Here is a 25,712-nt window from a genome sequence, read left to right on the forward strand (position 1 = left end):
GAGGTTGCCAGCAAGGACGAACTACACTACAATTCATGATTAATGCACATAATAAAACCAATTGTCCCATTGGCATAATTAGGATCCGGGGGAGATGAGAACTTGTCCATTCGATTCAGGCTGCTGCTGTCATTCACATCGGTTGTGGTAGTCTCCGTTATTCTGTTCTTGCTCGCAGCTTATCTGCTGTCTGTTGCCATAACAGGAGATTTCCGCAGCATTAGCCGCTTTTATAATATTCATTATTCACTCCATCCCCTCTCAGAGGAAGAGGAGACCCTGTTCCTCGACATGAAATATTTGGCCAAGCATGACCCCGAGCAATTGAAGGACCAGCTACTGCTGGAGGAATATGATCTTCAATTAAAAATGGTGCAAGCCGGTCTCGTTGTCCGTGAGAATAACAAGATTATCTACGCAGCACCCACATTAAATGGTCTGGATCTCACATCGAGCCTGCCCGCCTATGATATGGGCAATAACTCCATTCGCAATACACTCAATGCAGGAAGCCATTTCTTCTCCTATGCCAAGTTCGACTTCTACTTCTCCCCCGAGACGGGTGAGAAAGGAAGTGTGTTCGTCATCAGGGAGAGAAGTCCCTTCGCTGAGCTGGTCAGAACCCTTCTGCCGATCTTAATCGCGGTATTCGTTGCGATCTTGTTCTTGACTGGTTTTCTGCTGTACCGGTATGTCACTCGAACCATCATTCAACCTCTTGCTAAGCTCAGACAGTCCGCAGAGCATATCAAGGATGGAGATCTGACATTCAAGCTGCAGGCAACCTCTCGCGATGAGGTGGGACATCTCGTCCAGACCTTCGATCAAATGCGCCAGCAGCTATTCGACTCCATTCAGCTGCAGCTTCATTACGAAGAGAATCGCAAGCAGCTGCTGTCGAATATCTCGCATGATCTAAGAACGCCCATTACAACGATCAAAGGCTATGCGGAGGGGATAAGAGATGGTGTAACCAATACGCCCGAGAAGCTGGACAAGTATGTCGGAGCCATCCACACGAGAGCGACCGACATGGAGCGTCTGGTCGATGAGCTGCTGTTCTACTCGAAGCTTGATTTGAAGAAGGAGCCTTTTTCATTCGAACAGGTAGAGCTCAGTCCCTTCCTCCATCGTATGGTCGATGAGCTTGCCATTGAATTCGACAACCACATCGTTGAAGTGAAATGGGAGGAAGCGCACACGGAGCCGCTGTTCGTTCTAGCTGACCGCGAGAAGCTGAAGCGCGTATTGTTCAATCTGCTCGACAACTGCCTGAAATATATGAATCAAGATCCTAAGCAATTAATAATCAAGATTGAACCGCAGCAGGAGCATGCCGTCATTAGCCTTACCGATAATGGACCCGGTATTCACCCGGATTCCCTGCCCCACATCTTCGAACGCTTCTACCGTGAAGAGCCTTCAAGGAGCCAAGCAGTAAGAGGCAGCGGGCTTGGACTTGCAATCGCCCAGCAGATTGTAGAAGGACATGGCGGAACGATCTGGGCAGTTAGTGAGCCCGGCCAAGGAACGAGTATCTTTTTCACATTAAAAATCTTTGTAGATCGTCGGTGACCTATGATGAAACGAATTCTAATTATAGAAGATGACCCCTTTATCGCAGAGCTGCAGAAGGATTATTTCAACCTGCATGACTACGAGGTGGAGCTGTGCCACGATGGACAAGAAGGCCTTGCCAAAGCGCTTCAGGGTGAGCATAACCTCATTATTCTCGATCTCCAGCTGCCAGGAATGGACGGGTTCGAAATCTGCAAGCAGATTCGCGAGCAGCTGGATGTGCCCATCCTCATTGTGTCGGCGAAGAACGAGGAGATCGATAAAATTCGAGGCTTCGGGCTTGGGGCAGATGACTTCGTCACGAAGCCGTTCAGCCCTAACGAGCTGGTAGCCAGAGCGAAGGCGCATCTAGCGCGATACGAACGTTTCACGGGAGGCAAGAAGCAGCAAGAGACGGGGAGCATCGATATTCGAGAGCTCTCCATCCACAAATCCTCCCATCGCGTATTTGTACACGGCAGAGAAGTGCCGCTCACTGCCAAGGAATTCGAGGTGCTCGTATTCATGGCTGAGAATCCCAACCGCGTATTCACCAAAGACCAGCTATTCGAGCGAATCTGGGGCTTGGAATCCAACGGAGAGATTGCGACTGTGACCGTGCATATCTCCCGAATTCGAGAGAAGATCGAGGCTGACCCCTCCAATCCGCAGTTCATCGAGACGGTCTGGGGCGCAGGCTATCGCTTCACTGTCTAGCAGCTTCATCCAGCTATGAAGAAAGTTATGGTTCTGTTTATAAATTGTTTATACTTTGTTGTCAGCCGATTTAGAGTGGTCGTCTAAGATGAATATATCGACAACACCACTTTAAACCGGAGAGGAACATACAAGATGAAGAAGATGAATCAGAAGGCAGCAATCGCAGCTCTAACCGTTCTAATTGGCGGAGGTGCACTCCTCCCTTACCAAGCTCAAGCCGCAGCACTTGCGCCAGTAGCTAATATACAGCAATCCGCTATCACGAATTTCAATCAGCAGGCTGAAGAGGCGATTCAACAGCTTATTGATCAAGGCGTGCTTCAAGGCTATGAAGACGGAACGATGCGAGCAGACAAGAAAGTGACGAATGCGGAGCTTGTTAAAATGATCATGCTTGCTCTTGAGCTTGATCCTAGCAACGAGGAGCAGCAGCAAGGCAAATGGTATACATCTTATGTGAATGCAGCTGCAGCAAGCGGACTTATTGACAGTGTAGATTCATTCCAGCCGAATAAGCCTGCAACAAGCGCGGATGCCGCTCCTATGATAGCGAAGGCGTTACAGCGTGATGTGAAATCCGTTCAGTATTGGATGGAAGGCTTCCAGATTGGCAATGAGCAGATGACTCGCGGCCAAGCCGCTCAGCTGTTGGCGCTGTCTGAGCAAGCTGTCCGTTCCGCATCGGCTGAGATCGTATCAATCAAAGCGCTTAACAAAATTACTTTTGAAGTGACATTCACTGCGCCGCTCCTTCAAGTAGACGAAACTACTGATGCAGCGAATGCCAACTTTGCCTTCGATCATGATCTGAAGCTTGTTAATCAGCCGCGGCTGAAAACCGGATCTATCTCTACGTATATCCTTCCGGTTCAGACCATGACACCAGGGGTAACCTATACAACGAATTATAAAGGCGCAGCAGTCCATACAGCAGAAGCAAGTGAAGAGATGATTCGTCTGAGCGACGTACGCCAAGTCACCTCCGATACGTTCGAAGTGGAATCCTTCCGGACGGAAGGCGTAGTCGATTATGGCTACCTTATCTCTGCTTATGCAGGCGGCCGCGGAGCGAATGCCATCGTACTGGATGAGAATAATCAATATAATGGACAAGCTATGCAGGTGATCTCATCTCTTGCTACGAGACAAGCCACGCTTACACCAGCGGGCGGAGAGCCGATTACCGTTAATTATGTAGGCTTCACGCAATCAACTGATGGCAAGCAGGAGCCGAAGTTCCGTCTTCCGGCAGGCACAGCTCTACAGCCAGGCGTTACTTATACAGTAAGCTCAGACTGGTTCGTGCTCGACAACAATACGTTCACTGCACAGACTATTGCACCACTTACGATTGCATCCGTATCCCAAGTTGATGCGGTTACCCTCAATGTGGCATTAACCGAAGATCCAACAGATGAGCTGTTCGCTTACCGCTCCATTCAGCTGAAAGGCTCGGATGGCACTACGCTGACAGCGCAATACAAAGTGCAGACTCGCAAGGGTGAAGTTGGTGTATTCGAATTGCAGAATAACGCTAAGCTTGCAGCAGGTGTGGATTATGAGATTCAGCCAGTAGGTAGCTGGGCCGTTGCCAATCAAGTAACGCTAAGCTCCAAATAAGCGAATTAAACCATAACAAGCAAGAAGCTAGGAGCTGGCACAGAGCTCCTGGCTTCTTTTTGTGGATACCATCTGAATGTGCTTAGGCGTGAGTTAATTTAACGTGGGCTGCACTAGCTTGTCCCTATAAAAATTGTTATTATTAAATTATGTTACGTATTACTAATATTCAAGGGGTGAGCGCGAATGGATATCGGCTCTTCTATACGGGCAATTCGCAAACGAAGAAACATAACAATCGCTCAAATCTGCGAGGCGACTGGCCTATCGCAAGGCTTCATGAGTCAGGTTGAAACCAATAAAACGTCACCTTCCATAGCCACACTAGAAAATATCGCGGGCGCTCTGAACGTTCCGCTCGCTTATCTGCTGCTTAAGAATGAGGATCGGATGAATATCGTCCGCAAAGAAGCTCGCATGCTATCGAAAAGCGGCGATGGCACGTTAACGGTTGAGCATATGAGCTCCACGAAAAAAGTCAGAATGATGCTCGTCGAATTCCCTCCGGGGGCATCAACAGGAGAAGAGCCTCATGCACATGAGGGGGAAGAAGTGCATGTCGTCATGAAAGGAAGAATCTTCGCCCAGCAGGGGGAGGATTCCGCTGAGTTCTCCGAAGGCGACTCGTTCAGCTGGAATGCCTGCACACCTCATATGGTGAAGAACATAGGGGAAGAGACTGCCACCGTGCTTATTACGGTATATACCGAAACCGAGCAGAAGCCAGATTATATCTAGAAGCGGCTAGTACAACAAACAACCTTAATCGGTTTGCACCGAATTAAGGTTGTTTGCTGTTATACAGCTGATTGAGGGCTAGTATTGCCTGAAAGTCGCATCTGCCTGTTCGGTAGCCGTGCTGATCGGATCAATCCGCAGCACATAATTGTAATGCCTAATGTACCTTGTAGGGTAATTATAGGATCGGAATGAGAATTTAGTGGCATCCGCCAGTCCCGCCACCTTCTCGAAGGTGGCGTCCGACTTGAAGCTCGGTGAACCGTCGAAGAGAGCGAGCTGCAGATTGTAATTATAGTGGCGTAGATAATAGCCTGGAAAATTGACTGCTTCAAAGGACACTTTAGTGGGATCAGCCAAGCCCGGCACAAGCCGGAATTGCGAGTCCTCCACCGGACTAATGCTGGAATCGACCCGGACCGTCGTAAAGTCCAGATGCCTTATATAGCGCCCAGCATAGTTATGCGACTCGAACCGATTATAGGTGCCAGTTGGCACAACTCCAGTCACCGAGCCCGTTGCCGTATCGATATTCAAGCTCGTGAACCAGCTCATCGACAGCGTTGTGGAAGTCGGGAAGCTGAGCGGCAGCCATACATAGGTCGAGGTATTAACCGCCCCGCTCCATGCGCCAGCCCATCGATCGCCCAAATATAAATAGGAGGTTTCCGAGGTTCCCTCTACTGGTATCACGTAAGTCGATTGTGAGTAATAGGTATTCGCATTGCCGAAGTTAACGGGATTCGTCCACGTACCCGCAATACTCGAAGCGGTCGCATATTTCGCCTGATTCGGGTTCCAGCCTGTCGCCCCGGATGTAATGAGGAAATAAGTAGAGCCTCGCTTGAACAGCGCTGGCGCTTCCCGGTATTGCCCCACCCATAGTGTCTGAACTAAGCTGCTGACGCCTAGGAAATCACTCGTTAATTGATAAATATTCAGATTGGCATTAACTGCCGTAGCGGAGACCAAGTAAGCTGTCCCTCCATCGTTATAGACAGTCATATCCCGCGAATCATAGTCAAGCGGCCGGAAGCTTCCATGGTACGTATACGGCCCTTCAATATTGCTTGCAGAAGCCACTGCCACTCTGCCTTCCCCATAGTCGACCCCATTCTCCTTATGCATCCACATGACATATTTGCCAGTCGAAGCATTATACAAAAGCTTAGGACGTTCAATATTCGCGGTAGCGAGCTCCCCACCCATCGCTTTATACAGCAGATTGGCGCGGAACTCCCAATTCTTCAGATCTGTTGAACGATATAAGGACACGAGATTCGTCCCGTCCCTATTCTCCCCCACCCAATAATAATAGCTGCCTACCTTAATCATCCCGCCGCCATGTGCGTTAAGGGGATTGCCGCTCGTATCATTAAATTGAACACCGCTCGGCACATTCACCACCGCTGCTTCCGCCGTCTGAATAAACGTAGTCAAGCCTAGCGAGGTTATTAAGAGAGAGAAGAGCAGCACATACCGAACCGATTGCATGAACGATAAACCTTTCATTGTCATCATTAACCCTCCATTTCATGAATTAATATTCACTTCAGGACTGACTGGGCTAGTCATCAGCTCTTTCATACTTGATGGATGATTACGCTTTCATTATAGGCATGTCCTCTCTCATAAATATAGTGAACTTAATTTACAAACGGTGAACTTTTACGAAGGTACTCTTTGTTCAGTTACGGAAGTAGATGAATGATTTCTTCAATCGCAGGACGAGCTGCCCGATGATGATACAATCCGTTATTTAAATTAATCATCCAATAACAAATAAGCTCTATAATAACCGTACTCCATCACAATAAACGATTAACAGAGAAAGGAAGGGCATGCCTATGGGAATTCATACTTACTTTCAATCCCTTAACGATCTAGAGCGTATTATTCGGTGTCCAGGCAAATTCAAGTTCGAAGAGCACAGTGTATCCGCTCATTCATGGAAGGTTGTGCAATACGCCAAGACATTGGCAGATATCGAGGAACGCAATGGCGTTGCTATTGATTGGAAGAAGCTGTATGAAATTACGAGCAGCCATGATTATGGCGAAATCTTCATTGGGGATATCAAAACACCCGTTAAGCATCACTCCCTGGAGCTGCGCGGAATGCTGCAGCAGGTAGAGGAAGGGATGATTGCCCTTTTCATAGAAGAGAATATTCCAGAGGAGTTCAAGTCGATCTTCCGCAGGCAGCTGCGTGAGGGCAAGGATGATTCCGTCGAAGGTCTCATTCTAGAGATGGCCGATAAGCTGGATCAAGTATACGAGGCGATTACCGAATTGCAGAGGGGCAATACTGAGAAGGAATTTGTTGTCATGTACCGGGAAGCGCTCATCAAAATCACTAGGATTAAGCTGCATTCCGTCAATTATTTCGTAGAGCATATTCTGCCCGATATTGTTAACGACAGCTCTAACTGCCCCGTTGATATCAAAAAAATTACGAAGGAAGCTTTGGAGCTGTAACTTCAAGGATTCCCTTCGTTTTCCCCCTTTCTGACTCCATTAGCTTCATTCCCCCTTTATATCCGAATTTTGTTCAGCTCATGGTTAAGATAGCTCCCCATAAATCACCTCATACTCGGCTCCAAGTGAAAATCCTTGTTGAAATCAATGAAATCATAAGAATGAGAAAACAGCCGTCAGTCCAATAGACGGCTGTTTCTGTGTGTGGACCCTATACTAACGCTGTGATGAATGCTCTGCCGCCCGGAAGATGAAGGTCCGCTGCGCCCAGTAGCTGAATGCGAACAAGAATCCTTCGGTTAGCAGCTTGGCTATAATAAGCGGGACACTCAGACTCTCATGGAAAATATACATGAGTCCGTAGTTGAGCAGCATAATCAGCACGACGAGTGCAAAATATTTCGGAGCAGACGAGCGGATCGTCTGCTTCTTCTGCTTATTACCGAACACGAAGCGCTGGTTCATCGTGTAGTTGAAGATGGAGCTGCATATCCGTGCACCAGCGACCGCGAAGAGCAGCTTGCCAGTGAGCAGCTGCAGCAGAATGACCAGCACGAAGTCAAGCACGGCAGCGAGCATGGAGGACGAGCAGAATTTCAGAATAGGTGCATACACTTTGGCAGAATCGGCAATGGGGCGAAAATGCGATGATTGATTATCATCCAAATATACGGTGTCAATCGACACCTCATGCAGTGAGTAGCCGTCCCTCTGCGCCTTGAGCAGCATGTTCATCTCATATTCGAAGCGCTCGCCCGGAATTTGGCACAGCCACTCCAGCATCGATGCAGAGAAGCCGCGAAGGCCAGTCTGAGTATCCTGAATGCGATGCCCTGTCGTCAGTGTATACACCAAGCGGGTGGTGCTGTTGCCGAAGCGGCTGCGCAGCGGAACCTCCCCAGTGAAATGTCTGCAGCCCAGCACGATCTCGTTCTTATGCTCGGATACTGCATCGGCAATCCGCTTAATATCGGATGGAAGATGCTGTCCGTCACTGTCAGCACAGACGACGACTTCATCCTCACTCCTTTCCTTCAAGTAGGCGAAGCCGGTCTTCAGAGCACGGCCCTTGCCTTGATTAGTAGCATGAGTGAGTACGATACATCCAACAGCGCGGGCTGAATCGAAAATATCACGATATGCTTCACCGCTGCCGTCATCGACAATGACAATCTTGGAGCTGTATGCGGCCATTAGATTAGCGATTAATGAAAGCAGTCTGTCGTCTGGCTCATACGCTGGAATTAATACGGTCATGATGTTCTGCCTCCTTCAAACAATCGATAGCTGCCGATTATTCGGCGATATAAATAATGTCGCTGACACCGCGCTCTTGTCCTTTGCTTCCCGGGCTGTTGACGACTCTGCCCATGAAATACATCGTAGACGAGCCCCCTCCATCGAGATTGTAGGCTTCCGTTGCCCCCAATTCCTCGAACAGGGTGCCGAATTCGACAAGCGTCAGCCCCTTGCTGTCCTCTTGCCGGCCATCAACGACGATGAAGACGTAATGATTCGGGGAAATAATGCCGATTCCCGTACGCGGATTGGCGCTATCTATCGTCCGGTTTCCGAAGTTCGTATCAATCTTCTTGACGTTCTCGAGACCATCGACAAGCTGTCCATCCTGAACTAAGGTCGGTCCGAATGAGAACGTATTCGTCACACCTTGCTCCAGCAGCTCCTCCGCCGAAGTCTCTTCCTCGTTATACGAGGCCATCGTCCCGTCACTGTACATAGCCAGCCCGTCACGCGCCGGCTCGTCGCGGTAGAGGGTGCCATTGCGAATAATGACACCATTATCGCGGAATCCATAATAATCGCCATTAATGGCGAAGATTGCATTGTTCGCGAAGGCGATCTCCGATGTATCTTGGGTAATATTTTGGCCGAAGGCATTGTCCGCGAATGCTGTCAGCAGATTGGTCGAGCTCTTCAGCTGAACGTCTGCGACGTAATAAGTCGTAAGATCTTCACCGGTACCGGTCTGAACCTGTTCAATCGAGATCTCGATTGCATCACTCGAATAATTCCAATCATCGGAGGTGACATTCTGGGCTGTGCCCGAAGCCTCCGTTGTAGATACTGAATCCGTTGTGCTAGCTGCTGTGGCAGACGGCTGCTGAACGACAACCTCAACATGCTCGATCAAATAACGATCCGCCAGTCCGTAGAGAATGGCGCCAACCGTTATGAAAGATATGGTTAGACCGATAATCAGCTTTCGTCTCGGCTTTCTTTTTTTTTCAATCATAAGATGGTCACTCCTCGTAAGCTTTGTTGGATTCCTGTAGCACTTATAATAGGTGCGATTACTTAAACGTAACTTAAATGAATGGCTAAAGAAGATGAACCTTTAGCGAGTCCGGCTCTTGAGCTCGCTAGAGAGATAGCTCTCTTCGGACCGAAATGTTGCGGAATATAGAAGAATAGCCGTACAGGGTGTCTAATCCTGTACGGCTATTTTTCTATATTGGTCTATAAGCTGTTCATTCTCTAAATTAGGTACCTTATTTCTTTAGCTAATGACTTTATTTCTTTCCATTTCACTCGATCTAGTCCCCAGTAACACAAAACCCACCCATTACTGCTTTTTCTTCCTTGTTAGGTAATCAAGTTCTGCTGTTACTGCTATTTTTTCTTTATCATCGCTGATACCCCATTCTGTGTAGAAGATAGAGAAATAAGCTGCTTAACGAAAGAAAAATTTGACGTTAGACGACAAAGGTACGATTCGTTTTTTAGCCATTTCCATAAATACGAGACTGACTTAAGTCTCAACGATGACTTATGAGACAGCCTCATTAAGCAAAATAAATAAGAAATAAAAGGAATTTAAGAGAAACCATAGAATTAATTTGAATATCAGCTTGATTATTCTTAATAGCAGCCAGTTATTACAGGAGGAACAGACGATGAAAAGGATTGTATACTTATTTCTTGCATTATTTATTGTTACATCAGGCACGACGGTTTCTGCTGCCGACACCACAGTGAATGCAACAGTGACAGAGAGCAGAATGACTCTCAATAGCGAGCGGATCTTGGTGAATGGCTTTCAAATTAAGGGGAGTAATTACTTCAAGCTTCGTGATCTTGCAGCGGCATTCTCAGGGACAGCTAGTGAGTTTAACGTTAGTTGGAATAGCAGCCGCAATGCGATAGAGATTCTTACCGGAACGAGCCTATCAGGGAAAGCGGAAGACGATACCTATTATTCTAGCTATAGGAGCTATGCGGCTAAGCCGACCGCCTCCAAGATTTATGTCGATGGCAAAGCGGTCAATATTACGGCCTATACCATTGATGGGAGCAACTACTTTCAATTAAGAGACTTAGGAAGGCTCGTTCCGTTCGAGGTGAGTTTCGACAGCAAGGCGAACCAGATCGCAATGCTCTCCAAGACTCCGGACCATGCTTATCGTGTACAAACCGCCTACGAGCCGGGCTACAATGCCGTATCCGCCTATTTTCCGAGATGGAAAGAAGCGGTTGAGTCCTATTTGGTCGCTAACAAGGATCAAACGCTTAGCGTGATCAGGGCCAATGAGTCATTCACAATTGAAACGTATGACGCCAACTATCAATTAATTAGCCAAAAAAGCTTAGCCTATGAGCTCCCTCTATTCGGAAGCTTTTATAGTGGTAAAACCTATAACTATATCGCTTTCGGGCAGACCAACACGGAAGAGAACGACAACAAGGAAGTCATCCGAATTGTCCGTTACGACAAAAGCTTCAACCGCATTGACAGTGTCTCCATTAGAGGTGGCGAGAGCTACACGACGGTTCCCTTCGACGCCGCAGCAGGAAGAATGTCCGAGTACGGGAATACGCTGGTGCTCCATACCTCCCGTGAACGATATGCGACAGAGGATGGGCTGAACCATCAATCTCAGCTTACTATTATTGTGGATACATCGAAGATGACGATAACGAATGATCTAGGGAAATTCCAGTCCAATCATGTCAGCCATTCCTTCGATCAATATGTATTGTTCGATGGAGATGAGCATGTGCTTCTAGATCATGGCGACGCTTATCCTCGTTCGATCGTGCTGAACAAAGGCAACGGAACGTCCTATACGGAAGTGGATATGTTCGAGATCCCAGGCGCTATCGGCGCCAACATGACGGGTGTGTCCATAGGAGCATTCGCAATGTCATCGACTAGCTACATCGTGGCTATGAATACGGTAGATCACTCGAAGGTGACGAGCTACACCTCCTTTGCTATGAATGGAGTGGAGGTCAATCGCAGGGACATCATTCTAACCGTTCTGCCAAAAACCAACATCGACAGTAACGCTGTTAAAGAAGTTAAGCTGGCCTCTTATGTCGACAGTGACAGGTTTGCTTCAATTCCGCAGATGGTTACGATTAATGACAATAAGCTGCTCGTGCTATGGCAGGAGTTCCAAGACGAGAATACGCAAGGTGATATGAAATATGTATATATCGATCAGGATGGCAATAAGCTGGGCAGCATCCAAACCCTGAAGCACTTCTCCCTGTCCGAGAGCCAGCCTGTCGTCACTGGCAATGAAGTGGTATGGTACACGGACAACGGTACTCGCATGTTCTATTCAATTGCATTGCATTAACCCCTCTCGAAGCAGAAGGCACCCCTACGCTGTACACTTTTGGTTAAGCGTCCAGTATAGGGGTGCCTATTTTCTATAGCTCTATTTAGACCTGTTTGAATTCGATCCAATCGATCTGCATGCCTGGCTTGATGGTCGCAAGCTTCAGCTCATACAAGCCCGCTTCCAGCTCTATCTTCACAAGCTTCTGCTTGATCCATTTGCCTTCTGTTCCATTGGTCTGGATGGTCGTCATGACTTGATCATTCAGCATTACATTCGTAGCGCTCTGAGCAAGCTCCGGTTCAGGAGACATAATGTGCACGATGATTCGGTATGGGCCAGCTTGATCAACTTGGAAATAAGTCGATCCTACAGTTGATGGCTTCACCTGTGCCTGGTCCGATAGGGCCTGTACTTGCTCTGGTGTGAGAGAAGCATTCGCCTTGAAGCTGTCAATCGTCTCAATGATTTCATGCTTCCTAGAGAATACAGGCGCATTCATAATGAACTGGCAAACGTTCATAGCCGAGCGCTGAAGCTCCCCTCGGGTCAACGAGCCATTATCCAACGATTCAATCGTGTTATCATCCCAGCCATTGATCTCCGCGCCATAGTTAGGAACAACCATGTACAGATCATTCTGAGCACGAATCATCCAGTTCGTGTATTTGCGATCTGCTGCGCCGCCATTCACTACATCGTTCATAATTGCCCACCAGTCCGTCATCACGATGCCTGTAAAGCCCCATTCTCCGCGAAGAATCGTCGTGTTCAGGTCATAATTGGAAGCTGCCCAATGTCCGTTGATCGGGTTATAGGATGTCATGATCGAGTTCGCTCCGCCCTGCTTAACCGCAATTTCGAAGCCCTTCAGGTAAATCTCGCGAAGCGCGCGCTCCGATACGACAGCGTCTACCTTGCTGCGATGCTTCTCCTGATTGTTGCAGGCAAAATGCTTCAGAGTCGCATTAGAGCCACCCTTCATAATGCCCTTCGTGCATGCTGCGGCGAATACGCCCGAGATGAGCGGATCCTCCGAGAAATATTCGAAGTTGCGGCCATTCAGCGGACTGCGGCGGATATTCAGGCCCGGTCCGAGCAGCGTATCTACGTTGTTCCGTACTAATTCACGGCCTTCCAGCACATACAGCTCTTCAACCAGCTCAGCATTCCACGTTGCAGCGAGCAAGGTACCGATTGCAACCTGTGTCGCCTTCTGCCCGCTATCCATACGAATGCCGGACGGACCATCTGACGTACAAGCTACCGGAATTCCGTAATTGAATAGACTGTCGCTGACACCGCCGAAGGCCGAAGCCGTACCCGGCGTAACAAGCGGACTGCTCATCCCTTCTCCTCTGACAATCGCAGCTAGATCCTGATCGCTAAGCTGAGCGATGAAGGCTTCCATACCGACCTTCTGATCATGCACATCTCTTAATGTATAGCCCTTATTCCCCGTCTGTACCAGCGTCACGGGAAGACTGCTCTCAATCCGATCAGCCATCGATATGGTGCGCTGCGGCACAGCCTCGGAGAGGAGCTCATACGAACCATCTTCCTTCTGAGCACCCGGCTTCATTCTCGTGAAGCTTTCTGTCGGCGCCATCGCCTCTTGCAGCTGCTCTACCACTTCAAGAGCTTCCACCACGTAACCGCTTTGTCCCTGAACAGCAATAGCTGCCGTATTCTTGACGCTAGCTCCCACATAGAAGCGGTACGTGCCAGCTTCCAGCACATAAGCTGAAGGATGTCCCGTCACACCAGCATCATCATAAGAAGCCATTGTGTTAACGGGGAAGCTTACGACAAGACGCTGCGACTCACCCGGCTGAAGAATTGTTGTCTTCGCGAATGCCGCCAGCGCTCTTGCCGGCTGCCCGAGCTTGCCTTGTGGTGCCTCATAATAGACCTGCACCACTTCTTTGCCTGCATAGACGCTCCCCGTATTCGTTACCTTTACGCCAATTTCTATGTGCAGCTCGCCTTCACGGTTCGCCAGGGTCGCTTCCTCTGGCTCGATGCTGAACGAGGTATAAGAGAGTCCGTATCCGAATTCATATTGAACCTTATCCGGACAAAACGTCTCGAAATAACGATAGCCGACATAGATATCTTCTTGATACAGGTTCTTGAATTCATTGCCGTAATTGCTGGTCGACGGGTAATCGTTAATGGAATAAGCAATCGTATCCGTTAGTTTACCGCTCGGTGTAACCTCTCCTGCCAGCACATCGGCTATTGCGTTACCGCCTTCCATACCGCCCTGCCAAGAATAGATTACACTTGCAATGGGATGCACATAGCTTGTATCCTTCACCCAGCTCATATCAATAATGTTCGATACGTTGAGGACAACGACGGTCTGTTCGAAATGCGCCGTCACCTGCTTCAGCATCGCAAGCTCTTCTTCTGTTAATTGGTAGCTTCCCGGCGCGTCGGCATTATCCTGATCTTCTCCAGCCGTACGCCCGATGACAACAACTGCCTTATTCGACTTGCTTCTCGCAGCACTGACGATCTCATCGCTCAGCGGCATTTCCTTCTGATGCCATGGCTCTGCAGCCCAGCCGCCTCCACCGTTATCGAATGGGTTCTGCTCGATCCATTGCTCATAGACAGCCGCCAGCTGCTCATTGACTGCAAAGCTCTTCTTGCTGCGGAGACCGCTGAGCAGATTAGTCGTATAAGCGACATGCACGCTGCCGCCCGAGCCTGTGCCGCTGCGATAATAATTCACTTGGACTCTGCCAAAGACCGCAACGTTATCGCCTTCCAGGAATGGAAGCACCTGTCCCTCGTTCTGTAACAGAACCGCGCCTTCTGCGGCTACCGTTCGGCTGAACTCTGCGAACCCTTCTAATGGAACGCCTATAAGCTGTGTACTCAATTTGTTTCCTCCCAGATTTCGTTTCTATATCTGTTGCCGGTTCTGCTAATTACTTATTAAGGAATATAGTTGTGCAACTTCGTGCACACATTGGTTCTACAATAGCAAAGTCCGGAAATTTAATATATACATACTTCTCGAATAGCCAAATATGGATAAAAAGAAGACAAAAGGGACACCATTTAAGGCGTCCCTTCTGTCTATTTATTCGGATATCTGCCAGTTGTCTGTTGCTATAGCACAAGCCCGACCGTCTAAGGCCGGGCCTGTCAGGGTAAAGACTAGGAGAGTCGAACGGACTGAGCTTTCTTCCCCGGATAAACCGCACGAATAACCGTAAGCCCTACAATGAGTACCGCGGTAGCCGTATACATGAATTTAATAGCCCCCAGCTCACTATCTGATCCAAGGAAAAAGCCGTGAATAAGCGAGATAACAAATATCGGGTAGGACAGCATATGAAGAGTCAGCCAAATCTTTTTCTTCAGCTTAGCACGCAAATCCGTACTTAATATTAATAGAAGCAGCCCATATACGCTTAGTGTCCCCAAGCCGCTTAATACGGGATGATGTTTGGCCATGAACGGGACGAGAATTTCTACCCAACTATATGGCACATAATGATCAATATATAGGTAAGCGCCATGGAGTATGCCAACCACAGTTCCACTGATCGTCAACCGATAATGCCAGCGATAGACGGACAATTTCTGTGGTTTGGTCCAGAAGCGATAGCTGTACAGAATACCCACGGCCATACCGCTAGCCACTAACAGATACGCTATAACTCCCAGCACCCGAATGATTTGCCAAGTAGGCAAATTCGCCAACCAGTCCATCATGTTTCCTTCCCCCTTATCCTTATGGTCTGTCTTGATTCCGTGAATAATAGAGCCTCATAATGAGTAGCGTGTTTATTGAAAAGACGCTTCCCTTCTTCACTTCCAGATAAGCACATCGTTTTGGCCCAAACCTCACAGGTGATTGGGTCCGGACCGATTACCGTACATTGTACAACATCGCTTTCACTAGACTTCTTTGTCCAAGGGTTAATGAGATGATGGTGACTTCCACTCGAGGTATGCCAGCGTCTGCCTAAGGTACTCGATGTAGCCATTGATCCTTGGCGAAGTAGAATATAGCTGTAATCGACTCCGGGATTCCAAGGATCTTCAAATCCGACCTGCCAAGGCTCTCCTGCTCTAAGACCGCCCCAAGCCATCAAGTCACCACCTGCATTAATCAAGCCGCACTTAACCTTCTTGACGTCGCGCAAATCATGAACGAGCTTCCGAACAGTCCAGCTCTTCACCAGACCTCCCAGATCAATCGCGCTTCCCCTCTGCAAGTAGACCGAACGCATTCGGTTATCCAGCCTGATGATAGGAAGTTCTTCCTTCATTATTGCCGGGTGGTCATTATCTTCGACGGAAGCTGCTTCAGCCTGTATCCCCAGCCATTCGAACGATCGGTTATATCCCGCATGCTCTAACACTGGCAATATGGTGATATCGAACCATCCCTCTGTTAGCTCCCTATAATGCTGCGCCAGCTCCAGCACTTCCAGCATTTCATTGCTGATAAGCGATAGGCTGCCAGCATTACGGTTCACAGCACAAAGCTCGCTTGCTTCACGAAACCGGCTGAATCTTGTCTCCGAAAGCTCAAAGTGCTGTTTGACGATATCCGCGAGCATTGGTGGTTCCTGTTCCTCCGCATCCGGGAACAAGGCCGTAATTTGTGTATTCATTGCTCGAAAGCGAATCTCGCGAGACGGGGAGTAAGTGAAATCCGACATTGCCTCTCCTTCTTTCTTTCTCGACTACTAGTTAAGTGTCTATGACCGTCCGGAACTAGCTTGACTGCCGGATTCGCTGCTGCTCCCACTGTCTTGCGAGCCTGATCGCATGCTGCCCCTTTGCTGCCTTCCCTCGTTGAATCCCTCTCCCTGGAAGCTTGGAGAATCCTCAGCACCACTTATGGATTGATCGGTCTCCTGCACACTAGATGTACTGGTCCCAGCAACTTGCGCGCTTAGCTCCTTATAGGCGTCACTGGATTTAACCTGACTGAACAACAAAGCTACGATTAACGCGCCCCCGGCCCCGATCTTCCACTTGGTCCATTTCGTCCGTTTCACGAATAACCACCTCTTCATTACGGGAGTTACACTCCCCGATTGGTTTCCTTATTTTCCTTATTTCGATTTGGAAAAGCTATCTATAGCTCGTCTGTACGCTGCCGTCATCGACAACGACGATTCTGAAGTCAAATACCACGACTCTGCCCATGAAATACATCGTGGATGATCCGCGGAAATGATACCGATACCCGTACGTGGGTTGCTGCTACCAATCGAGCGGTTCCCGAAATTCGTATCGATCTTGACGTTATCAAGATCCTCTACAGCCTCACCATCCTGAACCAGAATTGGTCCGAACGAGAATGTATTCGTCACACCTTGTGCGAGCAGCTCCTCTGCCGAAACTTCTTCCTCATTATAGAAAGCCATCGTTCCGTCACTGTACAACGCTAGCCCGTCACGTGCCGGTTCGCCGCGGTAGAGCGTGCTTCCATAGGTAATGGAGCCAATAGTAACAAGGGATATGGTAAGGCCGATAATTAGCTTTCGTCTCGGCTTTCTTTTCATCCATTAGTAGGTCACTCCTGGCAAGCTCTTTTCATTACCCTTATCATAGGGCCGCTTACTTAAATGAAACTTAAAGAATGGTGTCCACGTTAATGAGAATTAGGAGAGAGACCACTCAAGGCCCCAGATGTTGGCCGAATCAATACCTTCGGACCTCATAGAAGTATAAAAGGAGACCTCTTTAAGGTCTCCTTTTGTGCTTCTATACTGCGTTTCTATATCAGTTATGAATTGCTCGCAAGTTGTAACGATTATGTATCATTCATGTACAGGATCGTACAGCAGTGAGATCTCCTACCATTAACTCTCTTTCATTGTGTATTATTTTTGTAGCATTTACTGACATCTCTATTAGAGTGTGTTATTTATAATACATGAGAATTCGGAGGCCACATTGGAGAGATGAACATGATAGAACAGAGATGGATGCTAGTACAGACGGCGAAGCTAACTATGACCGGACATATGCACCAAAGCTTAAATATTCTTCAACTCTCTGCAGCAGAATTGATCGAATACCTCAAACAGCAGGCTGATGAGAATCCTGTTCTAGAAATTCAGTTCTCCGAGTCGGTGGGGGGAGGCAGCCTTGCTGCCAGCAAGACATGGGAGAATAAGCCCGAACAACAGATATGGGCCAGTCCTCTGGATTCGACCTCACTTGAGAAGGATTTACTCATGCAATTAAACTGCATTCAAGAAGGATCTGACATTATTCGAAGAGTAACCAAATATATGATCGGCAATCTAAATCCAGCTGGTTACCTTACACTCACATTGGAGCAAATAGCGTCAGATTTAGAGGTGAGTGCTTCCTTATCGAAACAAGCTTTGTCATTGCTTCAGAGCTTTGACCCGCCGGGCGTAGGAGCACGCAATGTAAGAGAGTGCCTTATGCTTCAATTGGAGAGAGATAATGCACAGCATAAACTAGCTTATCAATTAGCAGATCAATGCCTGGAGCTGGTGGCCGAGTTCCAATGGAGACCAATTTCGAGACTTCTAAATAAGACGGTCGCCGAAGTCAAAGAGGCTGCAAAAGAGTTAGCTAGTCTGCAACCTCGGCCGAACACTCTATCTCATGATGAAACAGGAGCCTATATTGTTCCTGACCTCATTATTGAAAAGATAGACAACAAGCTTGTTCTACGCACACATGATGCTTGTTATCCCTATTTGAATATCGACAGCTACTATACCGCCATAATGTCCAATCGATTTACAAGCAAGTCGGAGAAGGAATTTCTCAAGCCGCATATTCACTCCGCCAAGGGGTTAATCCAATGCTTGTCCAAAAGAAAGAACACATTAATTCGCGTCATGAGAGAGATTGCGCATCGCCAATCTTCCTTTTTTCATAATGGGAAGGGGCATCTGCTGCCGTTGACTCTCAAGGATATCGCTCAATGCCTGGATCTTCACGAATCGACGGTAAGCAGAACGGTTTCAGGCAAATACGTTCAGACGCAATGGGGCACCTTCGAATTGAAATACTTCTTTGTATCGGCGCCCAAAGGGGGAGATCGAGCTTCTTCCGAACGCATAAAAGAACAAATGAAGAAGTGGATTGGAGAAGAACGCAATCCACTCTCGGACAGAGAACTGGTCACAAGGCTTCAAAAAGAAGGAATTACGATCTCACGAAGAACAGTAGCCAAATATAGAAGCCAACTAGGCATTCACAGCTCCGGGAAACGAAGCCGGATGTGAAGAATGAGTATCCAGTTCGTATTGTAAGAGTTAGGGCTTTCCTGTGCGAATATTGTTTTCTTCCAGCTTACGGTACAAGGTTGTACGGGAAATGTTCAGGTCCTTAGCTACCTGGCTTATATTCCCTTTTCTCTTGATCAGAGCCTGAATATAATGATTTTTCTCTTCTTCGGAACCGAGCTGTTTGATTTCTTTGACATGAATCGGAGCAAAAACTTCCTCCTGTGTCAAAGAAGGAGTGTCTCTTGCTTTAAAAGGATGATGAATGATTTGTTGAGGCAGGTGATCAACGGTAATTTGAGGATACCTGTCAGCTAGGTAAAAAGCTCTCTCCATCACATTATTCAGCTCGCGTACATTCCCCTGCCAGTTGTATTCCATCAATATTTTCATTGCTTGATCTGATATTTCCTTATAGGGTGCTCCCGTTTCATGAGCAAGCTCCCGAATACAGTGATCAGCCAATAAAGGCACGTCTTGGATTCGCTCCCGCAGAGGGACGAGCTCAATCGTAAAGACATTCAACCGATAGTACAAATCACTCCGAAACGTCCCCTTATAAGCAATTTCTTGACTTAAATTGCGGTTGGTGGCAGCAATAATCCTGACGTTAACCGGGATTGGCTTATGTCCGCCAACTCTCGTTATCTCTTTCTCTTGAAGAACGCGCAGTAACGTCGCTTGCAATTCGATAGGCATATCTCCTATCTCATCTAGAAATAGGGTTCCTCCATTTGAGACTTCGAATTTCCCCGGGCTCCCTCCCTTTTTTGCCCCTGTAAAGGCCCCTTCCACATAGCCGAACAATTCGGCGTTTATTAATTCCTTAGGAATGGCTGCACAATTTATAGCAATGAAAGGCTGGTCTTTCCGGGCACTCTCATTGTGAATGGCTCTTGCGAACAATTCTTTGCCTGTCCCGCTCTCCCCGAGGAGCAGGATGTTGGCATTCGTTTTGGAAGCTGCTTTTGCCATAGAGATATTGCGAAGGAAGGTCTCGTCCATGCCAACAAGCTCATTGGTCGTTAATTTACTTTTATCAATACGACTATATCGGGAAGCGAGAAGATTTAGCTGTTTGAAATAAACGAAGTGTGAGGAGTTCTCACGAATTACTTGAATTTCAAACATTTCCTGACCGTCTTCTTTCCGCATTAAATACTTGCGACCCTCGGAATACATTTCCTGGGCTCTTTCCGAAGATGCCTCGATTAGGACAGAATTGACGAAATCTCTTTTACGATTCAGCAGTTCTTGTCCCGATCGATTATTGTAAATGGTTTTGCCCTCTCTCAGAACATATAAACTCTTGGACAGTTGCCCGCTAATGTCATTAAGCAGTCGGGATTGTCGATCGACCTCACTTCTTTTATTCACGCTCTCCGCACAATACTTCACGATCGTCTCCAACCCAAAGAGCCAATTCTGCACCAAATCTGACAATAACGGATGAATAAATACCCCTAAGTAGCCCAAAGGTATACCCGAATCATCTTTGATCGGGATGCCGACGTTCATCCAATTATGGCTTTGCTCCGTATCGTTAAGCTTAAATTGTGCTGTGCTTGTTAAAGTGTGACTGGACATAGCCATGCCGATACCGGATTGATTGAGTGGGGCAAGCGCCCAATTCGTACCGGTCTGAAGCGAGACTAACTTCGGATATGCATTGGCAGCCTCTCCATGGAACGTCTCTAAAAGAAAGCCATCTGCATCAAAATAACCGTAGCTGAAGGGAGTGAAGCCGAGTGCCTGATGAAGCTCATGGATAAGAGCTTCATGTTCTCTATATCTGGATTCCAGGTCTTTGGTTACATTGTCCAAACTAATTGTGCTGTCCACTTCGAGATCCTTGAAGAAAGGAATGGGTGGGAGCAACGATTCAGATTCCCACACAATGTCAAAGTATCCATGTTCGTTCGCGATGCCGATCCTGGAATTCAGCCACAAATGTTGGTTTTTAGAATCAACCTCTATGTTTCCCTGGGGGGCTTTGAATCGCAATCCAGACATTCCCTTACGAATAGACTCCGTGCTTATCGTATTGACTTTACGCAATGCTTCGGCTAGCAGAAAGACGCTATTATAGGCATTCTCCATAACTGAGCTGATTGAATCTGTTCCATAAGTGCGCCTGTATTCCGATTTGAATTTATGATTCGATGTAGAGTCAATAGAGTTGAAATATGGAAAGCTCGTATAATGTCCCTTGGCATACACGGAATCCATAGCCGCTATTTCAGTTTCCGCTGTAATTCCACTACAGATGGGCTGGTTCAAGCCATATTGGTGATGCTGCTGATAGAAGGCTATCACACTGTCGCCGACAAGAGTGGAGAATATCACATCTGGATTCATCTGGCGAATTTCTTGAACCGTTTTCCCAAATTTTTGTTCACCAAGCCCGACATAGTTTTCTCCGTAGACCGATCCGCCATTTCTAGCGATAAGATGCTTAATATATCGGTTCGTCTCCCTTGGGTACACATAATCCGATCCGATTAAATAAAAGGATCTCCCTAAATTGTCTATTATCCAAGGAATGAAGTGGTATAGCTGCTGGTTAGGCAAAGCGCCACAGTAAAATATATTCGGATGCTGCTCTTCTCCCTCGTATAGCGTTGGATAGAATAGCAAGACATTGTGCTTCTCCAGAATCGGAATTACCATTTTTCGACACGCTGAAGTATAGAGGCCGATGATTAGGCATACTTCATCAGAAATAATTAACTTCTCTGCTTTCTTAGCCGCCAAATATGGGTCAGATGCAATATCCTCCACTACTGGCACGAGCAATTTCCCCTGAACGCCTCCCTGCTCGTTAATTTGCCGGATGGCCAGCAGACTGGCCTGATATTGTCCTCGTTCAGTAATACCGGTTGATCCGGTCAAAGAGAATAAGATGCCAATCCTAATTTCTTGTTGAGACGATCGCAACATTGCCTCGCCCCCTCTCTGATTATTGTTCAAATATGTTCAATAGTTGTTACTCTATCGAATGCATGTGGTCATTTAATGAACATTTCACGTTAGGTAGTATAACACGGACAATAAATAAGTGAGGTTATTTCGCAATCCTCTTCACTTATTCTATTAGTATTTAAGGATTTTTACACTGGAAATCATTAAAAAACGTCTTTTTTTAATTTTTTTATAAATTATACGGTATTTTTAATGATTGGCACATTTATTGCTTGTTAAGAAATATGACACATTGTTAAGTGACAATGTGTCAGGTTATCCAAAAAAATCGAGAGGAGTTTTCAGACATGAGACATGGAGACATATCAAGCAGCAGTGATACAGTCGGAGTAGCGGTTGTTAATTACAAAATGCCTCGGTTGCATTCAAAAGAGGAGGTGCTTGCGAACGCGAACAATATTGCGGATATGATTATTGGTATGAAGAAGGGGCTTCCAGGGATGGACCTGGTTGTTTTTCCAGAATACAGCACGATGGGCATTATGTATGACAATGAGGAAATGTATGCGACCGCAGCCGCTATACCTGGTGAAGAAACGGCTATATTTGCGGAAGCATGTCGTAAGGCCGACGTTTGGGGGGTATTCTCATTGACCGGAGAACGGCACGAGGATCATCCTAATAAAGCACCTTATAATACCTTAATTCTTATGAACAACAAAGGTGAGATTGTCCAGAAATACAGAAAATGCATTCCATGGTGCCCAATCGAAGGATGGTATCCGGGTGACACAACCTACGTATCAGAAGGTCCGAAAGGAATGAAGATCAGTCTCATTATCTGTGATGATGGCAACTATCCGGAAATATGGCGAGATTGTGCTATGAAGGGTGCAGAATTAATTGTTCGATGCCAGGGTTATATGTACCCGGCCAAGGAGCAACAAATTATGATGGCCAAGACAATGGCTTGGACTAATAATGTCTACGTGGCCGTCGCCAACGCAGCCGGATTTGATGGCGTGTATTCATATTTCGGACATTCCGCGCTTGTTGGCTTCGATGGAAGAACGCTGGGCGAATGCGGGACGGAAGAGAACGGCATTCAATATGCGGAGATGTCCGTTTCCCAAATCCGCGACTTCCGCAGAAATGCACAGTCACAGAACCATCTATTTAAGCTTCTGCACCGAGGCTATACTGGCATGCTTAATTCAGGAGATGGAGATCGTGGAATTGCCGATTGTCCTTTCGATTTCTACCGCACTTGGGTAATGGATGCGGAGAAGGCGCGCGACAATGTGGAGAAGATTACAAGATCGACAATTGGGACTGCTGAATGTCCAATTGAAGGTATTCCTAACGAAGGGCTCGCCAAAGAAATCGCCAAATAACTTGAGAGAGAGTGTGAGTCTATTATGACGGAATATGCTTCGATTACTGATTATGAATCCTTTGAGTTAGGGAATATGCTATTGAACAACGGATTCACTCTGCATCATGCGAAACTCGCCTATAAAACCCATGGAACTCTTAATGCCAATAAGGACAACGTCATTTTGTTTCCAACCTATTTCTCCGGAACTCACAAAAGCGACGAGTATATGATTGGAGAAGGTAAGGCGCTGGACCCGAACCAATATTTTATTATTCAGTTGAATCAACTAGGTAACGGATTATCAAGCTCACCTAGTAATTCTCCAGCACCTATTAATCAGGCATGTTTCCCCTCTATTACCATACTTGACAATGTGAATGCGCAATATAGGCTTGTTACGGAGTATTTCGGAATTGAACGTATCGCATTAGTATGCGGCTATTCAATGGGGGCGCAGCAAACGTTCCAATGGGCTGCTTCTTATCCCGATATGGTGGAGCGTATCGCCCCCTGGTGCGGAACGGCTTCCACGACTCCTCACAACTATGTATTTTTGGAAGGGGTCAAAAGTGCGTTGAAGGCAGACTCTGCCTGGAATAACGGGTTTTATAGTGAACAACCACAAGTTGGCTTGCGAGCTCTAGCTCGTGTATATGCAGGATGGGGACTGTCACAATCCTTCTACTATCAGAAATTGTATCTTCAGCATGGGTTTTCGTCACTTGAAGATTTCTTGGTCAACTATTGGGAAGGCTTCTTCTTAACCAAAGACGCTAACAACTTGCTATCCATGGCTTGTACTTGGCAGAACGGGGATATCGGCATGACGCCTGGCTGCAATGGCAGTCGTGAGCAAGCATTGAGCCGCATCACAGCCAAGGCTATAATTATGCCTGGTCAGACCGACCTTTATTTTGTTGCAGATGATGTTAGACGTGAAGCTGAGTTTATCACTAAGGCAGAATATCGCCCCATTCCGAGCGTTTACGGTCATTTTGCAGGCATAGGCTTCCATCAGACTGATACAGAATTTATCGACAGTGCGATTAAAGAGCTGTTGACCCGTTGAGGTCCATGCAGTTTGCAGACCATTCTTAAATTATAGGGGAGATCTGAACAATGGAGAGCAACGCACAGAACGTCATATTAGAAGAAGAATACGAGCATCAATCGGTCCCGCTTCAGGCAAGAAAAAGCGTGTGGTCTGTATCCATGGTATGGATGGGATTTCCAATGATTCTTACGGGTGCGATAACGGGCTCTACTATTGTCGCAGGAATTGGATTCACCAAAGGGATGCTAGCCATCTTAATAGGCAATCTGTTTATGCTTGCCTATGTTGGTATCTTGGGTATCATGTCTACTAAGACGGGGTATAACTTTGCCCTGCAAGCATCTGCCACATTCGGACGCAAAGGCTACGTCATCGCATCAGGCCTCCTCTCTTCTTTAGTTATTGGTTGGTTTGCCGTACAAACCGGTATGACGGGAGCATTCATGAATTCGGCATTCGGAACCAACGTGTTTTTCATCACCTTAATAGCTGGTTTGATTTATATGGGAATAACGTTTGTCGGAATCAAGGCTCTCTCTTTGGTTGGCGTTATATCTGCGCCCCTGTTCGTCATACTTGGATTATGGGCAACTGGAAGTGCCGTCTCAACAAACGGATGGAGCTCCATTACCTCATTCGCCGGCTCCATTGAATCTCCAATCTCGTTCGGTGTGGCTCTGACGATCGTGATTGCTCTATTCGCCGATGCGGGAACGATGACAGCAGACTTTAACCGGTGGTCCAAAACCCCCAAGCAGTCATTGTTTGCGACATTTACCGCATTCCCCTTCGCTAACATGATTGCCATGGTGTTCGGCGGTATCCTGACCGCATCCGTAAGTGCAACAGACATGTTCACCTTTTTCACGACCAAGGGTGGCTTCTTCGCCGCGCTGGCAATCTTCTTTATCTTTATTAATCTGGGCTCTGTATGCGCCCACTGTCTATATAACGGTGCAATGGGTTGGTCTCATATCGTCGGCGGAAAAATGCGCGTGATGACCGTCCTCCTTGGTATTATCGGAATCATTGTTGCTACAGCGGGTATATGGAGCTACTTTGTCAGTTGGCTATCCTTGCTTGGAATTCTCGTTCCGCCAATTGGCAGTATTATTATTCTCGACCAGCTTGTCATACGCAAAGGCGCCGACATTGCCGAATCCTATCGCATGAAACCATTTGTCGCATGGTTAATTGGCTCAGCCTTTGCCTTATTCGTTGAATTCAACATGCCTTATCTGTCTACAGCAATAAGTGGATTTATCGCTGCGGGGATTGCCTATTTCGTTGTCATGTTAAATGAAAGAAAGAGCGTAGCTATTCAGCAATCAAGCCTTTAATAGAAAACTATCCTTCCACACTGAATTATGAACCTTACGAGAGGGGAAACATCTATTCGTGCCTTTTATT

19 protein-coding genes are annotated in these 25,712 nt (G+C 47.1%); 10 read left to right on the forward strand and 9 right to left on the reverse strand.

Annotated features, from left to right (window positions below):
- Window positions 1-102: 102 nt before the first annotated feature.
- The 4 genes from AC6ESP_RS12365 to AC6ESP_RS12380 all read left to right on the forward strand — a co-directional run bounded on the left by AC6ESP_RS12365 (window position 103) and on the right by AC6ESP_RS12380 (window position 4,635).
- Window positions 103-1,575, forward strand: coding sequence for a sensor histidine kinase (locus tag AC6ESP_RS12365; protein ID WP_497097028.1), 1,473 nt, complete (start codon window positions 103-105; stop codon window positions 1,573-1,575).
- Between the two features lie 3 nt (window positions 1,576-1,578).
- On the forward strand, window positions 1,579-2,274 hold the full coding sequence (locus AC6ESP_RS12370) for a response regulator transcription factor (RefSeq protein WP_497097029.1): 696 nt from the start codon (window positions 1,579-1,581) through the stop codon (window positions 2,272-2,274).
- Window positions 2,275-2,409: 135 nt separating this feature from the next.
- Complete coding sequence (locus AC6ESP_RS12375; protein ID WP_497097030.1) at window positions 2,410-3,897, forward strand: S-layer homology domain-containing protein; 1,488 nt, start codon at window positions 2,410-2,412, stop codon at window positions 3,895-3,897.
- 186 nt (window positions 3,898-4,083) lie between these two features.
- Window positions 4,084-4,635 (forward strand): helix-turn-helix domain-containing protein, encoded by a 552-nt coding sequence (locus AC6ESP_RS12380; protein WP_497097031.1) that lies wholly within the window; start codon window positions 4,084-4,086, stop codon window positions 4,633-4,635.
- A gap of 78 nt (window positions 4,636-4,713) precedes the next feature.
- On the opposite strand, the gene AC6ESP_RS12385 is transcribed toward AC6ESP_RS12380, so the two are convergent.
- The gene (locus AC6ESP_RS12385) at window positions 4,714-6,153 is read right to left on the reverse strand and encodes an AbfB domain-containing protein (RefSeq protein WP_497097032.1); all 1,440 of its coding nucleotides are present in this window, start codon (window positions 6,151-6,153) and stop codon (window positions 4,714-4,716) included.
- Window positions 6,154-6,482: 329 nt separating this feature from the next.
- Here AC6ESP_RS12385 and AC6ESP_RS12390 point away from each other — a divergent pair, with 329 nt between their 5' ends.
- Complete coding sequence (locus tag AC6ESP_RS12390) at window positions 6,483-7,112, forward strand: YfbR-like 5'-deoxynucleotidase (protein ID WP_497097033.1); 630 nt, start codon at window positions 6,483-6,485, stop codon at window positions 7,110-7,112.
- 216 nt (window positions 7,113-7,328) lie between these two features.
- Here AC6ESP_RS12390 and AC6ESP_RS12395 read toward each other — a convergent pair whose 3' ends face one another.
- Together AC6ESP_RS12395 and AC6ESP_RS12400 are read right to left on the reverse strand one after the other, a co-directional pair.
- Window positions 7,329-8,369: a glycosyltransferase gene (locus AC6ESP_RS12395; protein WP_497097034.1), complete on the reverse strand. Its 1,041-nt coding sequence runs from the start codon at window positions 8,367-8,369 to the stop codon at window positions 7,329-7,331.
- 37 nt (window positions 8,370-8,406) lie between these two features.
- Window positions 8,407-9,366, reverse strand: a complete 960-nt coding sequence (locus AC6ESP_RS12400) for a phosphodiester glycosidase family protein (RefSeq protein ID WP_497097035.1) — start codon at window positions 9,364-9,366, stop codon at window positions 8,407-8,409.
- Between the two features lie 661 nt (window positions 9,367-10,027).
- On the opposite strand from AC6ESP_RS12400, the gene AC6ESP_RS12405 reads away from it, so the two are divergent.
- Window positions 10,028-11,716 carry a hypothetical protein gene (locus AC6ESP_RS12405; protein WP_497097036.1) on the forward strand — a complete coding sequence of 563 codons (1,689 nt, stop codon included), beginning with the start codon at window positions 10,028-10,030 and terminating at the stop codon, window positions 11,714-11,716.
- An 85-nt stretch (window positions 11,717-11,801) separates the two neighbouring features.
- Here the strand turns inward: AC6ESP_RS12405 and AC6ESP_RS12410 are convergent, their stop codons facing one another.
- The 5 genes from AC6ESP_RS12410 to AC6ESP_RS12430 all read right to left on the reverse strand — a co-directional run bounded on the left by AC6ESP_RS12410 (window position 11,802) and on the right by AC6ESP_RS12430 (window position 17,238).
- Entirely contained in the window at window positions 11,802-14,588 is a 2,787-nt protein-coding gene (locus AC6ESP_RS12410; protein WP_497097037.1) for a glycoside hydrolase family 3 C-terminal domain-containing protein, read from the reverse strand.
- A gap of 281 nt (window positions 14,589-14,869) precedes the next feature.
- Entirely contained in the window at window positions 14,870-15,430 is a 561-nt protein-coding gene (locus AC6ESP_RS12415; protein WP_497097038.1) for a ferric reductase-like transmembrane domain-containing protein, read from the reverse strand.
- Window positions 15,427-16,386, reverse strand: a complete 960-nt coding sequence (locus tag AC6ESP_RS12420) for an FAD:protein FMN transferase (protein ID WP_497097039.1) — start codon at window positions 16,384-16,386, stop codon at window positions 15,427-15,429. The genes AC6ESP_RS12415 and AC6ESP_RS12420 overlap by 4 nt, the downstream gene beginning before the upstream one ends.
- A gap of 39 nt (window positions 16,387-16,425) precedes the next feature.
- Complete coding sequence (locus AC6ESP_RS12425; RefSeq protein ID WP_497097040.1) at window positions 16,426-16,728, reverse strand: hypothetical protein; 303 nt, start codon at window positions 16,726-16,728, stop codon at window positions 16,426-16,428.
- Window positions 16,729-16,785: 57 nt separating this feature from the next.
- Window positions 16,786-17,238, reverse strand: a complete 453-nt coding sequence (locus tag AC6ESP_RS12430) for a phosphodiester glycosidase family protein (RefSeq protein WP_497097041.1) — start codon at window positions 17,236-17,238, stop codon at window positions 16,786-16,788.
- Between the two features lie 408 nt (window positions 17,239-17,646).
- On the opposite strand from AC6ESP_RS12430, the gene rpoN reads away from it, so the two are divergent.
- A complete protein-coding gene (gene rpoN / locus AC6ESP_RS12435) occupies window positions 17,647-18,948 on the forward strand; it encodes an RNA polymerase factor sigma-54 (RefSeq protein ID WP_497097042.1) in 1,302 nt (433 codons plus the stop codon).
- A 30-nt stretch (window positions 18,949-18,978) separates the two neighbouring features.
- Here rpoN and AC6ESP_RS12440 read toward each other — a convergent pair whose 3' ends face one another.
- Window positions 18,979-21,888, reverse strand: coding sequence for a transporter substrate-binding protein (locus tag AC6ESP_RS12440; protein WP_497097043.1), 2,910 nt, complete (start codon window positions 21,886-21,888; stop codon window positions 18,979-18,981).
- A 329-nt stretch (window positions 21,889-22,217) separates the two neighbouring features.
- Between AC6ESP_RS12440 and AC6ESP_RS12445 the strand changes: the two genes are divergently transcribed.
- From AC6ESP_RS12445 to AC6ESP_RS12455, 3 genes are read left to right on the forward strand one after another with little or no spacing between them, the layout of a single operon-like run.
- Window positions 22,218-23,264 carry an aliphatic amidase gene (locus AC6ESP_RS12445; protein WP_497097044.1) on the forward strand — a complete coding sequence of 349 codons (1,047 nt, stop codon included), beginning with the start codon at window positions 22,218-22,220 and terminating at the stop codon, window positions 23,262-23,264.
- Window positions 23,265-23,288: 24 nt separating this feature from the next.
- Entirely contained in the window at window positions 23,289-24,317 is a 1,029-nt protein-coding gene (locus AC6ESP_RS12450; protein WP_497097045.1) for an alpha/beta fold hydrolase, read from the forward strand.
- A 50-nt stretch (window positions 24,318-24,367) separates the two neighbouring features.
- Complete coding sequence (locus tag AC6ESP_RS12455; RefSeq protein ID WP_497097046.1) at window positions 24,368-25,642, forward strand: cytosine permease; 1,275 nt, start codon at window positions 24,368-24,370, stop codon at window positions 25,640-25,642.
- Window positions 25,643-25,712: the final 70 nt, after the last annotated feature.

The organism is Paenibacillus xinjiangensis (genome assembly GCF_059686975.1).

Excerpts from the sequence above, each read along its gene's own strand:
- AC6ESP_RS12370 (WP_497097029.1), top strand. The coding sequence starts at position 1,579 with ATGATGAAACGAATTCTAATTATAGAAGATGACCCCTTTATCGCAGAG.
- AC6ESP_RS12375 (WP_497097030.1), top strand. The coding sequence starts at position 2,410 with ATGAAGAAGATGAATCAGAAGGCAGCAATCGCAGCTCTAACCGTTCTA.
- AC6ESP_RS12380 (WP_497097031.1), top strand. The coding sequence starts at position 4,084 with ATGGATATCGGCTCTTCTATACGGGCAATTCGCAAACGAAGAAACATA.
- AC6ESP_RS12385 (WP_497097032.1), bottom strand. The coding sequence starts at position 6,153 with ATGACAATGAAAGGTTTATCGTTCATGCAATCGGTTCGGTATGTGCTG.
- AC6ESP_RS12390 (WP_497097033.1), top strand. The coding sequence starts at position 6,483 with ATGGGAATTCATACTTACTTTCAATCCCTTAACGATCTAGAGCGTATT.
- AC6ESP_RS12395 (WP_497097034.1), bottom strand. The coding sequence starts at position 8,369 with ATGACCGTATTAATTCCAGCGTATGAGCCAGACGACAGACTGCTTTCA.
- AC6ESP_RS12400 (WP_497097035.1), bottom strand. The coding sequence starts at position 9,366 with ATGATTGAAAAAAAAAGAAAGCCGAGACGAAAGCTGATTATCGGTCTA.
- AC6ESP_RS12405 (WP_497097036.1), top strand. The coding sequence starts at position 10,028 with ATGAAAAGGATTGTATACTTATTTCTTGCATTATTTATTGTTACATCA.
- AC6ESP_RS12415 (WP_497097038.1), bottom strand. The coding sequence starts at position 15,430 with ATGATGGACTGGTTGGCGAATTTGCCTACTTGGCAAATCATTCGGGTG.
- AC6ESP_RS12420 (WP_497097039.1), bottom strand. The coding sequence starts at position 16,386 with ATGTCGGATTTCACTTACTCCCCGTCTCGCGAGATTCGCTTTCGAGCA.
- AC6ESP_RS12430 (WP_497097041.1), bottom strand. The coding sequence starts at position 17,238 with ATGAAAAGAAAGCCGAGACGAAAGCTAATTATCGGCCTTACCATATCC.
- rpoN (WP_497097042.1), top strand. The coding sequence starts at position 17,647 with ATGATAGAACAGAGATGGATGCTAGTACAGACGGCGAAGCTAACTATG.
- AC6ESP_RS12440 (WP_497097043.1), bottom strand. The coding sequence starts at position 21,888 with ATGTTGCGATCGTCTCAACAAGAAATTAGGATTGGCATCTTATTCTCT.
- AC6ESP_RS12445 (WP_497097044.1), top strand. The coding sequence starts at position 22,218 with ATGAGACATGGAGACATATCAAGCAGCAGTGATACAGTCGGAGTAGCG.
- AC6ESP_RS12450 (WP_497097045.1), top strand. The coding sequence starts at position 23,289 with ATGACGGAATATGCTTCGATTACTGATTATGAATCCTTTGAGTTAGGG.
- AC6ESP_RS12455 (WP_497097046.1), top strand. The coding sequence starts at position 24,368 with ATGGAGAGCAACGCACAGAACGTCATATTAGAAGAAGAATACGAGCAT.